We start from the raw sequence: 13,767 nt of genomic DNA, 5'->3' as shown, positions 1-13,767 counted from the left end.
ACCATCTCACTACTTCACTATTTCGCCTTATGCTGCCTTCTCCCTTATCCGCGCTTTCCGAAACCGACCTGGTGGCTGAGTGCCGCCGCGGGAATCCCCGGGCCCAAAAGGTGCTCTACGACCGGCTGGCGCCCGGTATGCTGGCCGTGTGCCTGCGCTATCTGCGCCACCAGGAAGAAGCCGAAGAGGCCCTGGTGCTCGGATTCGTGAAGGTGTTTCGGGCCCTGGAGCAGTACCGCCACGAGGGCAGCTTCCGGGGCTGGGTGCGCCGCATCATGATCAACGAGGCCCTGGGCCAGCTGCGCCGCCGGCAGCCTATGCACATCGACATCGACGAGTGCCAGGATTCGGTAGCTACCATCTCGGCCCTGGCCGAAAGCAACCTCGACACGGCCGACCTGCTGCGCCTGATTCAGGAGCTACCCGCCGGCTACCGTACCGTGTTCAACCTCTACGCCGTGGAGGGCTACAATCACCCCGAAATAGCCGCGCTGCTGGGCATTTCGGAGGGTACTTCCAAGTCGCAGCTCAGCAAAGCCCGCGCCCTGCTTCAGCGGCAGGTGGCCGCGCTTCACCACTCATCTTTTCAGCCCCAGTCGTATGCTGCTTAGTTACCTAAAAATTGCCTGGAAGGTGCTGTTGCGCCGCAAGTTTTTCACCTTCATCAGTTTGTTCGGCATCAGCTTTACGCTTATGGTGCTGTTGGTGGTGGTAGCCATGTTCGACCACACCGTGGGGGCCCACGCCCCGGAGTCGCGCCTGGATAGGATGCTGTTTGCCAACTTTCTGCACATCAAATACAAGAACGGTGGCAACCAAAACTCGCCGCCCAGCTACTACCTGCTCGATAAGTATGTGCGCCCATTGCGCACCCCGGAGAAAGTGGCTATTTACTCTAACTTCCACGCCACGCCCAGCTACGTGGGCAACAGCCGCCTCGACCTCGACCTCAAATACACCGACGAGGCCTTCTGGCAGGTGCTCGACTTCACCTTTCATGAGGGCAAGCCCTACAGCCAGTCCGATGTGAAGTCGGCAGCTCACGTGGCCGTTATCAACCGCAGCACGGCCCGCAAGTACTTCGGCACCGACCAGGGCGTGGTGGGCCGCACCATCGAAATTAACCAAACCAACTTCCGGGTGCTGGGTGTGGTCAACGACGTGCCGGCCATGCGCCTAGCCTCCTATGCCGACGTGTGGGTGCCGCTGACCAACCACCCCAGCGACTTGCAGCGGGTGAGCCTCGACGGCGACTTTTCGGCCATCGTGCTGGCCAAGTCCACCGGGGATCTTGCCGCCGTACAGGCCGAATTCGACCAGGTAATCAAGCGGGTTCCGCTGACTGACCCCAAGGAAATGAAGTACCTCGATCTGCACGCCGACCCGCTGCTGGCGTCCTACTCCCGGCAGATCATGAGCCCGCTCACCAACTACGAGTCCAACGGTCTGACCATTCTGTACTCCATTTTGTCGGGGCTAGCCCTGCTCTTCATGCTGCTGCCCGCCCTGAACCTAGTCAACATCAACGTGAGCCGCATTATGGAGCGCTCCTCCGAAATCGGGGTGCGCAAGGCCTTCGGGGCCACCGGCAGCACGCTCATCGGGCAGTTTCTGGTCGAAAACGTATTCCTGACCGCTATTGGTGGCTTGCTGGGGCTGTTGCTGGCCTACGTGGCCCTACAGCTCATCGACGGCGCCCAGATTCTGGCTTATGCCCACTTCGAGCTGAACTGGCGCATTTTCAGCTGGGCCCTGCTCGTGACGCTGTTCTTCGGCGTGCTCTCGGGCGTGTATCCGGCCTTCAAGATGTCGCGCCTGCAACCGGTGCAGGCCCTGAAAGGAAAGTGAGGTGGTGAACGGGTGAAATAGCGAGTCGCGGTTCTGTCTGCTCAACGAACAACAGCTTTCTATTTCACCCTTCTCCGCACTGCCCTTACTCACCATCTCACCATTTCACTATCTCACCTCATGATACGTCACCTGTTTACCCTAATCTGGAACCGGAAACGGTCCAACTTCCTGCTCATCGCCGAAATCCTGCTCTCGTTCTTCGTGCTGTTCGTGGTGAGCGTGCTGCTGGTGAGCAATTACTACAAATACCACCTACCCATGGGCTTCCGCTCCGATAACGTGTGGGAATTCGACCTGAGCCCCGGCCTGGATACCACCGACCGCAAGGGCACCCTGCGCCTGGCTATGCAGCAGCTCAAAGCCACGCCTGGGGTAGTGGCCGTGACCCATACCAGCCACAACTCGCCCTTCTCGTTCAGCAATATGAACACCGACCAGTATCACTACAAGGGCAAGCAGGCCCCGCTGACCGAGTTCTACGACGCCGACGACGACATGCAGCAGGTGCTGAGCCTCAACGTGGTGGCCGGCCGCTGGTTTGACCGCCGCGACGACGGCGCCGCCCACCCACCGGTGGTCATCAACCAGAAGATGGCCGAGGCCATGTTCGGCTCGGAGCCGGCCGTGGGTAAGATTATGACCGACGAGAAAGGCACTGAAGACTGGCAGGTGGTGGGCGTAATTGACGCCTACCGCTCGGGCAGCGACTTCTCGGCCGATGAGCCCGCCATCTTCCACCGCCGGGTGCTGCAGGGCGCTACCCGCATCGGCAATCAGGAAGACCCCTTGCTGCTGGTGCGGGTGCAACCCGGCAGCGGGGCCGTGCTGGAGCAGCAGCTCGTGCGCAAGATCAAAGCCATAACCAAGGGCTGGGATGCCAACGTGAATACCCTGGCCGAGAACCGGCGCGACAAGATGAAGGCCATCGTGACCCCGCTGGCGGCCCTGGGAATAGTGAGTTTGTTTCTGATTATTAACGTGGCCCTGGGCTTGTTCGGCGTCCTGTGGTACAACATCAACCAGCGCAAGGCCGAAATCGGGCTGCGCCGGGCCCTGGGCGCCACCGGCAATGGCATCAGTGGGCAGTTTCTGGGCGAAATGATGGTCGTGACGGTGTTGGGCGTATTCGGGGGCCTGCTGCTGGCCGTGCAGTTTCCGCTGCTGGGTGTGCTTGGGCTGGCTACCGAGGTCTACTTGCAGGCCATGGGCCTGGCCACGCTGCTGATTTTCGTGCTTACCGCCATTTGTGCCCTGCAGCCCAGCCGGATTGCCGCCGGCGTCCAGCCCGCCGTGTCGTTGCGGGAGGAGTAGAGTAGACGCTGGGTGTAATCAAAATAAATTTTAAATGTTTACACCCAGCGTCTGCCCCCGGTCGTGGGTGTAATCAAAATAAAATCTAATCATTTACACCCAGCGGCCTGGTATGCTGTCCGGGCTACTCTTTTTGCCGGATACCCTCGATTTTCTTTCGCGCTTTTCCGTCCTTCGCGGCTACCTATGATTCTTATTGTTGACGATGACCTGGCCGTGCGCACCTCGCTGGGGCTGCTGCTCAAACAGGCCGGCTACGCCGCCAAAGGCGTGGCTACGCCCGAAGAAGCCCTGCAGGTAGTGCGCACCGCCGCCCCAGCCCTGGTGCTGATGGACATGAACTACTCCCTGGACACCTCCGGCCACGATGGCCTGCAACTGCTGGCCCAGGTAAAGGACGTAGCACCCCAGGTACCCGTTATTCTGATAACGGGCTGGGGCTCTATCACGCTGGCCGTGGAAGGCATCAAGGCCGGGGCCGCCGAATTCGTGACCAAGCCCTGGAACAACGACTCCCTGCTCCAGACCATCCGCACGATTCTAAGCTTGCAGGAGCGCCCGGCCGAGACGGGTGCCGTCCTAAATCGTAGGGAGCTGGACCGGCAGTTCAACTTCCGCAGTATCGTCGGGGCCGACGCCCAGCTGTTGCACGTATTGCGCAACGTGGGGCAGGTGGCCGCCACCGATGCCTCCGTGCTGATCGAAGGGGAGAGCGGCACGGGCAAGGAACTCATTGCCGAGGCCATTCACCAAAACAGCCACCGCCGCGACAAGGCCTTCGTGAAGGTCAACCTGGGCGGTATTTCGGCCTCGCTCTTCGAAAGTGAGATGTTTGGGCACCGCCGCGGGGCCTTCACCGACGCCAAAACCGACCGGGTGGGCCGCTTCGAGCTGGCCAACAAGGGCACCATCTTCCTCGACGAAATCGGGGAACTGGACCTGGGCTCCCAGGTGAAGCTGCTGCGCGTATTGCAGGACCGGACCTACGAAGTACTCGGCGACAGCCGCGCCCGCAGCCTCGACATCCGGGTAATCTGCGCCACCAACCGCAACCTGGCCGAGATGGTGCGCGAAGGCCGCTTCCGGGAAGACCTCTACTACCGCATCAACCTGATAACCGTGCGCCTGCCCGCCCTGCGCGAGCGGCCCGACGACATCCCGCTGCTGGTCAACCATTTCGTGAGCAACCTGCGCACCACCTACAACCGGCCCTCGCTCAAAGTCGGAACCAAGGCCCTGCACTGGCTGCGCGAGTTACCACTCTCGGGCAACATCCGGGAGCTCAAGAACCTCGTGGAGCGGGCCGTGCTGGTATCGGGCAAGGATGAGCTCAGCCCCGAAGACTTCCAGGCCCAGTTTACCAAAGCGCCCGCCAAAGCCGCCGCCCCCGGCGAGCTGCCGCCCGTGGGCTCGATGACGCTGGAGGAAGTCGAGGTGCAGATGATCCGCAAGTCGATGGAGTTCTACGCCGGCAACGTAAGCCGCGTCGCCAAAGCCCTGGGCCTAAGCCGCGGCGCCCTCTACCGTCGGCTGGAGAAGTACGATATTCCCTTCGATGAGTAGGAGCAGTACGGTTAGAGCTAGAAGAACAGGGCTACAAAGCTAGTTCCCCTCCTTTTTCAAGCAGGGGCTAGCGGTGGGTCATTCGTTGAACGACTATCTTGAACGAGCGACCACAACCCGCTACGCCCGAACTCCTTCATACTTGTCCAAATCAAATACGCTAGCTCTAGCAAACCACCCCTAGCCCTGCATGACCCTGCGCGTCAAATTCCTGCTCTTTGTTGTCATCATTCACGGCGTGCTCATTGCGCTGGCTGCCCAGGTGATGCGCACCAACGCGCCACTCTTTATTGCCACCGAAGTCCTGCTGCTGATTTCCATTGTGCTCACCGTGCAGCTGTACCGCGGCTTTGTGCGGCCGTTTCAGCTCATTGCGGCCGGCACCGAGGCTATCCGGGCCAAGGACTTCTCCATGAAGTTCGTACCCGTGGGCCAGAAGGAAATGGACCAGCTCATCGATGTGTATAACCACATGATTGACGAGCTGCGGCAGGAGCGCGTCACCCAGCACGAGAAAAGCTTCCTATTGGAACGCCTGATTCAGGCCTCGCCGGCTGGCATCCTGCTCCTCGACTTCGATGGGCGGGTGGAGGCCACCAACCCCGCCGCCGAGCGGTGCCTGCTTTTGCCCCAGCAAGAGCTGCTGGGCCAGCTGCCGGCCGAGCTCCCCGGCGAGTGGGGGCCGGCCCTGAGCACCTTGCAGGCCGGGCAGCCCCAGGTAATTCAGCTCTCCGGTATCCGGACCTACCGGGCCCATTGCTCCCACTTCCTCGACCGGGGCTTCACCCGCAACTTCATTATGCTGGAGGAGCTGACCCAGGACCTGATCCGCCAGGAAAAGCAGGCCTATGAGAAGCTGATCCGGATGATGTCGCACGAAATCAACAACTCCATCGGGGCCATCAACTCCATCCTGCAAAGCTTCAGCTACTACACCGCGCAGCTGCGCCCCGACGACCAGACCGATTTCTCAGAGGCCCTGGAGGTGTCCATCAACCGCAACACCCACCTGGCCAACTTCATCGCCAACTTCGCCAACCTGGTGCGCCTGCCCGCGCCCACGCGCCGCCCCTGCGACGTGCACGATTTGGTACGCTCCATCTACCGCCTGATGCTGGTGCAGAGCGAGAAGCGCCGCATCAGCTGGCACTGGCAGCTGGCCCCCAAACCGCTCTGGGTGGAACTCGACTGTCAGCAAATCGAGCAGGCCGTGCTCAACATCGTGAAAAACGCCCTGGAATCCATTGGCGAGGATGGCAACCTGACGATTCACACCAGCGTGCAGCCGCCCATGCTGCGCATCGAGGACGACGGGGCGGGCATTGCGCCTGAGGTACAACGCCGCCTGTTCACGCCCTTCTTCAGCACCAAGCGCGACGGGCAGGGCATCGGCCTGACCATGATTCGCGACATTCTGCTGCAGCACGGCTTCACTTTCAGTCTGGAAACCACCCCGGCCGGCACCACGGCATTTACCATCTGGTTTGGGGAAGCCGTAAAGCAGAGCAGCCACGAAGCCGCGCTGGCCACTACCTAAGGTGATGAATATAGCCAAACGACAAAGCCCCGGCACGTAGGCCAGGGCTTTGTCTGCTGAGAAAATAAGGGGAACGGCCTACTGGACTTTGCTTACCCGCAGGTGGCGTACCGCACCATTGGTAGCAGTTACCTTGATTTGGTAAAGTCCGGCTGGTTGGCGTGATAAGTCGAGCGTACTCTGGCTGCCGGATACCGGCTGTTGCTGGCAAAGACGCCCAGTGGCATCATACACCCGGGCTTGCTCCGTACCCGAAAAGGTGCCAGTTAGTTGCACCTGGGCCGAGGTAGGGTTAGGGTAAGCCGCTAAGGGAGCCGGCAGGGTGGAGGCAGTGTTGCTTGCCAGAATAGTGCCGCCGTAGCGCATCACTACCGGTTCGCTGGAAAGGCCTGTTTCCCCATTCATGCCCGCCCAGAGCTCAGTAGGACTTAGGGGTAGTAAGCCTTGGATGGCGCCACTGGTGAATGAGCTGCCTAAAAGTTGCCAACTGCTGCCGCCGTCCCGGCTAATGATTAGTCTTCCGGTTGCTAAATTACTGGCGCTTAAGAATCTGTAGTCGTAGTACAGATACGTGCCCGGTGAACCCGGAACAGCTGTCATGGTATACAAGCCGGGTATGCTAAACATGTTCGTCGGACCGGTATACGCTATTTCGGACCACGAGGCACCGCCATCCGTCGTGCGGGACAAGTGATGCACAGTGGCCGTACCCGACTCGGTGCTATAATACGAGAGGCCATTGAGTGGGTCGCTAAAATAGGCTTGCCCTGGCGTGGAGGCCACGGTCCAGGTGAGGCCTTCATCCATCGTGTGCAGCATTGTGGAGCCTGCTGTCAGCCAAAAATGGTTGTCCAGCTTCTTCTTGATGTACGATTTCACATCAAACTGGGTAGGTGGTCCACTACGGCCGGGCAGATTGGCTACCAAAGCCCAGCTTAGACCACCATCGGTTGTGCGGTAGATGGGCCAGACGGTAGCATCCTTGGGTGTAGTAGGTAGGGCTATGCCCGTGGTGGCATTAAAGAAGTGGATGGACTTGAAAGCCGTCGGCAGCACGGCTGGCAGCTGAGTAAAGCCCGTGACGCCGGAAGTAGTACGCAACAATTTCCCCTCATTCAACAGCCAGGCATTCTGACCATCAATAGCTGCTAGGTCAGTAGGGGCGAAGTCGGCTTTCTGCCAGCTTTGTCCGTTGTCAGCAGTATTAAATATCCATGTTTGGTAGGTTCGGTTACCTGGGCCGGTTTGGAGGGCCTGCTGTACCTGCCCCCACAGGGCGTTTGGTCCGGGAGACACCAGGCGCTGCAGCCAGCGCTGGGTGGTGTACGTTGGAGTATACTCAAGCGGACCGGGTGGAAGTACCCATGGCGACTGGGCCAGCGTAGATTGCAGGCCTACACTGGTCATTGTAAAGAGGCAGAGTAAGATTTTTTTCATTGCAATGCGGGTAGGTGTGCGCTGTAAACTTTTGATAATAAGAAGTTAGGACACTGTAGAGCTGTCGGTGCAAGATATACTGCCGAGGTTAATAATAGGTCTTACGTCTTGACTTATTCCGAGTAGCCGAATCGGAGTATCCTCGTGAGGTAATAACGGCAGCCGCTTAGCCGGCTTTATTGCGCACTTTTGGCGGTCAGCTACTCCCTATGCCGTCCACCGTTTTTCGTCTGATTCACCGCCTTGGCCAGCTTTCGGCCCTTACGCGCCTAGCCCTGGCTCTGGTGTCGGGTGCCGGCGCCTGGGTACTGCTTGCCCAAGACCTGTTGCCCACGGCCCGCGCCGTAGCCGCCTGGGACGCCTTCGGGCTCACCACGCTGCTGCTGATCTGGGCGGCCATTACCACTGCCGATGTGGACCATATTCGGGAGACGGCCCGGCAGGAGGATGCCAGTCGGACGTTGTCGTTTGCCTTTGTGCTGGTGGCGGCGCTGAGTAGTCTGCTGGCCGTCGTGCTGCTGCTCAGTTCGGTAGGCGAGTTAAACAGCGCCGCCGTACGCCTGCATGTGGGTTTGGCCATTGCCGCCGTGGCCCTGGCTTGGCTGCTGGTCCACACCATGTTTACGTTGCGCTACGCCCACCTCTACTACGATGCCGCGGCCGAGGGCGACGCCGGTGGCCTGGAGTTTCCCGGCCAGGAGCAGCCCGACTACCTCGACTTTGCTTACTTTTCCTTCGTGCTGGGCATGACGGCCCAAACCGCCGACGTTAGCATTAGTGGGCGGTATATACGCCGCTTGGCCCTGCTGCACGGCTTGGTGTCGTTTGGCTTCAATACGGCCGTAGTAGCGTTGAGTATCAGTGGCTTGGCCGGTGTACTCTAAGCTTGGCGGCAAGGCTCAGCGCAGAATAGGACGAGGGCCTTTGTAGGCCTCGGCGGGAAGCAGCGAAATCAAGGTACTCAGGCCCGAAGCCTCAAACTGCCGCTGCACCGCGGGCTGCAGGCCACACAGGGTCAGCTTTACGCGGGCATCCTGCAGAAAAGGGAGGTGCCGCAACAGGGTCTGCTGGGCGCGGAAGTCGACAGAAGTAAGCTCCTGACAGAGCAGCCACAAGGTGCCGGCCTGCTTTTGCGTAGCCTCGCGCAGCAGGTCAACGAGTTGCTTGGCCCCTTGCTCACCTTCGCACTTGCCCCGTAAACTTACGACAAAGGCGTTGGGCTGAGACAGTTTCAGAATATCCATGCCCTGGTAATTTATTGGCTGAGTTATCTTTGCTAGTGGGGTGATCTGTAAATTATTGCCGAAACCCTAGACAAAGATAAGTGGGTCGAATAAGCTCCTGGCAGAGGTAAATACCCGTTCGAGGCCGGGGTTTATACGGAAATGCGGCGCACTCCCCGGCCCCAAACTGTTACTCTGCCGCTTCGCCCACGGCAGCCAGGTCGCTGTTGGCCGGGCCAATGAGGAGCTTGCCCAGCGCGTCGAAGCGGGAACCGTGGCAGGGACAGTCCCAGCTGTTTTCCAGGCCGTTCCAGTGCACCACGCAACCCAGGTGGGGGCAAATGGCGGAGCACTTGTGGGTCTGGCCTTTTTCGTCGCGATACACAGCCACTTTCGTGATGCCCTCGCGCAGCACGGCTCCGCTGCCTGCCGGAATATCTTCCTCTTTCGACACGTCGCCGCCGGTCAGCAACTCGGTATATTCGATGGCCACGTTGATGTTCTCGCGCACAAACTCGTAGGCCGCGGCTGGCTTGAGCGTCACGCGGCCGGGGTCGTAGAGCTCCGCCCAGGGATTTTGCCGGCCCTTTATCAAGTCCGTAACAATCATAGCGCCCAGCGTGCTGTGGGTCATGCCGTGGCCCGAGTCGCCAGTGATGATGTACACATTCTCATTGTCCAGCGGATTAGGGCCGGCGTAGCCCAGGCTGTCGCTGGGTTCCTGTACCTGCCCCGACCAGCGGTAGTCCACGCTCTGCACCATCGGGAAGTGCTCCCGGGTCCATTCTTCCAGGCAGCGCAGGCTTTCCTCGGGGTCGCCCTGGCCTACTTTGTGGTCTTCGCCACCCACAATGAGCAGGTCATAGTTGGGCGTGCCGCCGCGCGGACCTTCCTGTACTTCCTGCAAGCGGATATAGTGGTAGGGGTCGGGTGTGTCCCAGTACAGTGCCAGCGACACCGAGCCTTTCGGAATCCGGGCCCCGATGACGTAGGTGCGGTAAGGGTGTTGCTTGGTGTGCATCACCACCCGGTCGTTGACGGGCGTATTGGTCGCCATTACCACGGCCTTGGCCGTCACGGTGGCGCCGGTTACCACAGTCACCGTGGCCTCTGAGCCGCCCTTCACGTCGGTGACGTGGGAGTTAGTGAAAATCTGACCTTTGCGCCGCTCAATAGCCGCTACGAGGCCATTCAGGTACTTCGTGATATGAAACTGCCCCTGGTTCGGAAACACCAGGCACTCCCCGGTCTGGAAGCCCTTGGTAGGCGAGTCGGCCAGGCGCTGCACACCGGTAAGGCCGGCGCGGTGGGCTGCTTTCAGCTCGTCGTCCAGCTCCTTAGGCTTGCCGTCTTTGGGCAAAAACAGGTAGCCGTCGAGGCGGGTGAAGTCACAGTCGATTTTTTCCTCCAGCACAATCTTCTCAATCTGGTCGATGGCGCTGCCGTGGCTTTCAGCCGCCAAGCGGGCCCCTTTTTCACCAAACAAATGCTCCAGCCGCGTATACCGGTCGTCGAGGGCATTGGAAAGGTGGGCCGTGGTGCGGCCGGTTTCGCCGCTGCCCAGCTCACCACTTTCCAGCACGATTACCTTTTTGCCTTCGCGCAGCAGCAAATAAGCCGTAGTAAGGCCGGCAATGCCGCCGCCCACTACCACCACATCGGTTTGGGCGTTTTTGGTAAGAGGCGAAAAGGTGGGCAAAGCCGGGCCGGTGCCCAGCCACGACGAGAGAGTAGCGGCGGAAGAACGTTGCATAACGAGCTGGTTAGTGGGAACCGGTAGTACGCGCTGAACCGTTGCCCAGGTTATAGCCGAGCTTACCTGAAAGGCTCCTGAAACTATAGATGCAGCTCGGGCGGCATCGGCAACTCGTACTGCTCACCAGCCCCGAGAAAGTGCAGCACCAGGTCCCGAATCGAGAAGGGCGTATCCGACGAAATGTCGTAAATGTTGGTAGCCGTGCAGCTGTTGCCCTCCAAAATGGTAACCAGGCCACTGCCGATAACTTCAAGCTTGTATCCTTCGCGTATTACCACACCGGTATCTTCTTCCAGGCCCAGGCCCAGACAGGTAGGGTTGGTGGCAATAATCTGGGCCATGCGGGCAATGCGGCCCCGGGCAATAAAGTGGGTGTCGATGGCCACGTCGTGCATAAACTGCAAGCCGGTGGTAATAGCAATTTCTCCCTTGCGCATGCCTGCGTCGTTGCGGCCCTCATAAATCATGGGCGTCGACATGGCCGAGGCCCCGGCGCTGGTGCCCCCGATAACAATTTGCTCATAGGTGTAGCGCTCTTTTAAGCGCTGCAGCAGCTGAGTGCCGCCCAGCAGGGCCGTCAGGCGCAGCTGGTCGCCGCCCGTAAACCAGAAGCCAGCGGCCTCATTGATGAGCTCCAAAGATTTTTCATCGTTCGCATGGCTTCGCTCCCGAATGTCAAGAGTTTCGACGCGCTTTACCCCGAGACGACCAAATACTTCGTGATAGTCGCCGGCGGCTTCGTCCGGCACCGACGAGGCAGTGGGAATAACTACAATTAGCGGGTCATTGCCGGAGAGCTCCTCCACAAAGCGGGTGAGGATACCATCGGGCACAAAATTGCGGTTCTGGTCCTGATTCGACCCTTTCTCGGGTTCTTCCCCCTTGTTTTCGTGGCCGCCCACAGCAATCAGAATGCCTTGGGGAACGGGACAGGACTGACGGTTGGAGTCGTGCGAAGGAGTGGATTTTTTCTTACGACTAGGCATGTGAATAAGAGCAGGTGGATGTGAAAAGTGCTGCTACTACATGCGAAGATTTGGCCCTTCTGGTTGTCACTTCCCCGAGAAACGGTTTTCGCACCGCGGGCCGTGGCAAAAGTGCCTGGTAAGGGTGAGAATCGGGCTCGTGCTTGATAACAAGCAATTTATCTGCCGCAAGCCTAGCCGTTGCCGGGGCTGCGATGGTAGCCAATTTAGCTAGCCGAATAAAAAAATACGTAGTCACACACCCCAAAATCCGTATCTGCCCCAAACCGGGTAAGATTCCGACGATGCCAGCCGCCGGCTACTTTACCAGGCCCTGGTTTACGGCGAACTTGATGAGGGCGGCGGTGTTTTTGGCCTGGGTTTTCTCGATGATGTTCTGGCGGTGGGTTTCGATGGTGCGCTTGCTGGTGAAGAGCTTGTCGGCAATTTCGGCGTTGGTCAGCCCCTCAGCAATGAGCTGCAGCACTTCCAGCTCCCGCGCTGAGAGGTCGGCCGGACGCGGCTCCGCGCTTTCTTCCCACTGCTTTTCCATATTCAGGGTCAGCTTACGCAGTAGTTCCATGCCTATTTCAGTGCACAGGAACGGGTGCCCAACAGCCACCGTGCGGATGGCGTGCAGGATTTCGGCAATAGCGGCGTTCTTGAGGATATAACCCGACGCCCCGGCTTCCAGAGCCTGGGCCACATACCGCTCGTGGTCCAGCATGGAAAGAATCAGCAGGCGGGTTTCAGGATGCTGGGCGCGCACCAGGGGCAGCACCGCGAAGCCATCCAGCTCAGGCATGGTCAAATCCAGCAGGACTACATCGGCGGGTGTGGTAGCCAGCAAATCCAGCAACTGCTGGCCGGTGCTGGCTTCACCCACTACTTCAAAATCGGGCTCGGCGACCAACAACGCCCGGATGCCTTCCCGCAAAATGGTATGGTCATCGGCTAAAATAATACGAGTCATACGTCGAAGCCCTAAGATGAAGTAATAGAAAGTTTGGATACGGATAAGTTGAACCAACCCGGCTCCAGCGTAAAAAGGTAAGGTAAAACCCTGATTATGGTAAGGTTTCTAACCTCGGTACACTGGAAAAATAGTTAATAAACAACCACCTTGCCAGCTTGCTGCTGCTCCCCAGATAGGCCCAGAAACACGGCGACGGGTACACTGCAAAGGTAGTAACAATAAGTATTTATACGGAGGTAAAGTACAGTCTTGTGCGCTTCGCGGTAAATACTGCTTTTGTCGTTGCTTGGTGCTTCCGGGGGCGACTGCACGTAATATTGCAATTCACTGGCTGTTCATGTACCGCTCCGGGGCGGTTGGCGTATAGTGGTGGGTACAGCCTGGGCCAGAGCACCTGAATAAAAAAGTCCGTCTTTTTTGCCGGCATGGGCTAGGCATTTCGCTAAAGGCTGTACCGCTCGGTTTAACGTTGATTTCCCTATGATTCGCATTATTCTCACCGACGACCACGCTATTATCCGGGATGGTATCCGCAGCCTGCTGCGCGACGAGCCAGACCTGGAAGTGGTGGGCGAGGCCAGCAACGGGGAGGAACTGCTCGCCATGTTGCCCGAAACGCCCACCGACGTTATTCTGCTCGACCTGAACATGCCCGGCATGGACGGCTTCGCCACGCTGGCGGCCCTGCGCGAGCAGCATCCGCAGACCCGGGTGCTGGTACTATCCATGCTCGACCATGAGCGGTACGTGGTACAGGCCCTGGACGCCGGCGCGCTGGGCTACGCTCTGAAAAATACGGGCCGTACCGAGCTGATCTACGCGCTGTACGCCGTGGCGGCCGGCCAGCCCTTCCTGTGCACGGCCATTGGCATGGGGCTGCTGCGCAAATTCCAGAGCCCCGAAATTAATACTTACGATGCCCCCAAAGTGGGCAGCAGCCTCTCGAAGCGGGAACTGGAAGTGTTGCAGCTCATTGCCGAGGGGCTGACCAACGCCGAAATTGCCGACAAGCTCTTCACCAGCAAGCGCACCATCGAAACCCACCGCCAGAACATCATCGAGAAAACTCAGGCCAAAAACACCGCCGCCCTCATCAAGTTCGCCGTAAGCAGCGGCTTGCTGCCAGAGTAGCAGTATCTGGTAAGCTG

At 59.2% G+C, this 13,767-nt stretch carries 12 protein-coding genes; 7 read left to right on the top strand and 5 right to left on the bottom strand.

The features are described from left to right. The first annotated feature begins 29 nt into the window (after positions 1 to 29). From MUN80_RS02370 to MUN80_RS02350, 5 genes are all read left to right on the top strand, one after another. Entirely contained in the window at positions 30 to 611 is a 582-nt protein-coding gene (locus tag MUN80_RS02370; protein WP_244719122.1) for an RNA polymerase sigma factor, read from the top strand. Next, on the top strand, positions 601 to 1,848 hold the full coding sequence (locus MUN80_RS02365; protein ID WP_244719119.1) for an ABC transporter permease: 1,248 nt from the start codon (positions 601 to 603) through the stop codon (positions 1,846 to 1,848). The genes MUN80_RS02370 and MUN80_RS02365 overlap by 11 nt, the downstream gene beginning before the upstream one ends. Before the next feature lie 120 nt (positions 1,849 to 1,968). Further along, complete coding sequence (locus MUN80_RS02360) at positions 1,969 to 3,162, top strand: ABC transporter permease (RefSeq protein ID WP_244719116.1); 1,194 nt, start codon at positions 1,969 to 1,971, stop codon at positions 3,160 to 3,162. Between the two features lie 186 nt (positions 3,163 to 3,348). Continuing rightward, positions 3,349 to 4,725: a sigma-54-dependent transcriptional regulator gene (locus tag MUN80_RS02355; RefSeq protein ID WP_244719112.1), complete on the top strand. Its 1,377-nt coding sequence runs from the start codon at positions 3,349 to 3,351 to the stop codon at positions 4,723 to 4,725. A 190-nt stretch (positions 4,726 to 4,915) separates the two neighbouring features. Beyond that, the gene (locus MUN80_RS02350; RefSeq protein WP_244719109.1) at positions 4,916 to 6,262 is read left to right on the top strand and encodes a sensor histidine kinase; all 1,347 of its coding nucleotides are present in this window, start codon (positions 4,916 to 4,918) and stop codon (positions 6,260 to 6,262) included. A gap of 78 nt (positions 6,263 to 6,340) precedes the next feature. On the opposite strand, the gene MUN80_RS02345 is transcribed toward MUN80_RS02350, so the two are convergent. Further along, on the bottom strand, positions 6,341 to 7,699 hold the full coding sequence (locus MUN80_RS02345) for a T9SS type A sorting domain-containing protein (protein ID WP_244719106.1): 1,359 nt from the start codon (positions 7,697 to 7,699) through the stop codon (positions 6,341 to 6,343). Positions 7,700 to 7,908: 209 nt separating this feature from the next. On the opposite strand from MUN80_RS02345, the gene MUN80_RS02340 reads away from it, so the two are divergent. After that, positions 7,909 to 8,583: a DUF1345 domain-containing protein gene (locus tag MUN80_RS02340; protein ID WP_244719103.1), complete on the top strand. Its 675-nt coding sequence runs from the start codon at positions 7,909 to 7,911 to the stop codon at positions 8,581 to 8,583. Positions 8,584 to 8,598: 15 nt separating this feature from the next. On the opposite strand, the gene MUN80_RS02335 is transcribed toward MUN80_RS02340, so the two are convergent. The 4 genes from MUN80_RS02335 to MUN80_RS02320 all read right to left on the bottom strand — a co-directional run bounded on the left by MUN80_RS02335 (position 8,599) and on the right by MUN80_RS02320 (position 12,616). Next, positions 8,599 to 8,943, bottom strand: coding sequence for an STAS domain-containing protein (locus MUN80_RS02335; RefSeq protein ID WP_244719100.1), 345 nt, complete (start codon positions 8,941 to 8,943; stop codon positions 8,599 to 8,601). A 169-nt stretch (positions 8,944 to 9,112) separates the two neighbouring features. Next, entirely contained in the window at positions 9,113 to 10,675 is a 1,563-nt protein-coding gene (locus MUN80_RS02330) for an FAD-dependent oxidoreductase (RefSeq protein ID WP_244719097.1), read from the bottom strand. A gap of 83 nt (positions 10,676 to 10,758) precedes the next feature. Further along, positions 10,759 to 11,664 (bottom strand): cyanophycinase, encoded by a 906-nt coding sequence (locus MUN80_RS02325; protein WP_244719094.1) that lies wholly within the window; start codon positions 11,662 to 11,664, stop codon positions 10,759 to 10,761. 298 nt (positions 11,665 to 11,962) lie between these two features. Then, positions 11,963 to 12,616, bottom strand: a complete 654-nt coding sequence (locus tag MUN80_RS02320) for a response regulator transcription factor (protein WP_244719090.1) — start codon at positions 12,614 to 12,616, stop codon at positions 11,963 to 11,965. A 483-nt stretch (positions 12,617 to 13,099) separates the two neighbouring features. Here MUN80_RS02320 and MUN80_RS02315 point away from each other — a divergent pair, with 483 nt between their 5' ends. Further along, the gene (locus MUN80_RS02315; RefSeq protein WP_244719088.1) at positions 13,100 to 13,750 is read left to right on the top strand and encodes a response regulator transcription factor; all 651 of its coding nucleotides are present in this window, start codon (positions 13,100 to 13,102) and stop codon (positions 13,748 to 13,750) included. Positions 13,751 to 13,767 lie beyond the last annotated feature (17 nt).

The organism is Hymenobacter cellulosivorans, from assembly GCF_022919135.1.
Classification (GTDB): Bacteria; Bacteroidota; Bacteroidia; order Cytophagales; family Hymenobacteraceae; genus Hymenobacter; species Hymenobacter cellulosivorans.
Note: the sequence above shows the minus strand (reverse complement) of the source record. Positions and strands in the feature narration are given on the sequence as shown.

What these genes read in the sequence shown, in the direction of transcription:
- MUN80_RS02370 (WP_244719122.1), top strand. Translation starts at nt 30, where the DNA reads ATGCTGCCTTCTCCCTTATCCGCGCTTTCCGAAACCGACCTGGTGGCT.
- MUN80_RS02365 (WP_244719119.1), top strand. Translation starts at nt 601, where the DNA reads ATGCTGCTTAGTTACCTAAAAATTGCCTGGAAGGTGCTGTTGCGCCGC.
- MUN80_RS02360 (WP_244719116.1), top strand. Translation starts at nt 1,969, where the DNA reads ATGATACGTCACCTGTTTACCCTAATCTGGAACCGGAAACGGTCCAAC.
- MUN80_RS02355 (WP_244719112.1), top strand. Translation starts at nt 3,349, where the DNA reads ATGATTCTTATTGTTGACGATGACCTGGCCGTGCGCACCTCGCTGGGG.
- MUN80_RS02350 (WP_244719109.1), top strand. Translation starts at nt 4,916, where the DNA reads ATGACCCTGCGCGTCAAATTCCTGCTCTTTGTTGTCATCATTCACGGC.
- MUN80_RS02345 (WP_244719106.1), bottom strand. Translation starts at nt 7,699, where the DNA reads ATGAAAAAAATCTTACTCTGCCTCTTTACAATGACCAGTGTAGGCCTG.
- MUN80_RS02340 (WP_244719103.1), top strand. Translation starts at nt 7,909, where the DNA reads ATGCCGTCCACCGTTTTTCGTCTGATTCACCGCCTTGGCCAGCTTTCG.
- MUN80_RS02335 (WP_244719100.1), bottom strand. Translation starts at nt 8,943, where the DNA reads ATGGATATTCTGAAACTGTCTCAGCCCAACGCCTTTGTCGTAAGTTTA.
- MUN80_RS02330 (WP_244719097.1), bottom strand. Translation starts at nt 10,675, where the DNA reads ATGCAACGTTCTTCCGCCGCTACTCTCTCGTCGTGGCTGGGCACCGGC.
- MUN80_RS02325 (WP_244719094.1), bottom strand. Translation starts at nt 11,664, where the DNA reads ATGCCTAGTCGTAAGAAAAAATCCACTCCTTCGCACGACTCCAACCGT.
- MUN80_RS02320 (WP_244719090.1), bottom strand. Translation starts at nt 12,616, where the DNA reads ATGACTCGTATTATTTTAGCCGATGACCATACCATTTTGCGGGAAGGC.
- MUN80_RS02315 (WP_244719088.1), top strand. Translation starts at nt 13,100, where the DNA reads ATGATTCGCATTATTCTCACCGACGACCACGCTATTATCCGGGATGGT.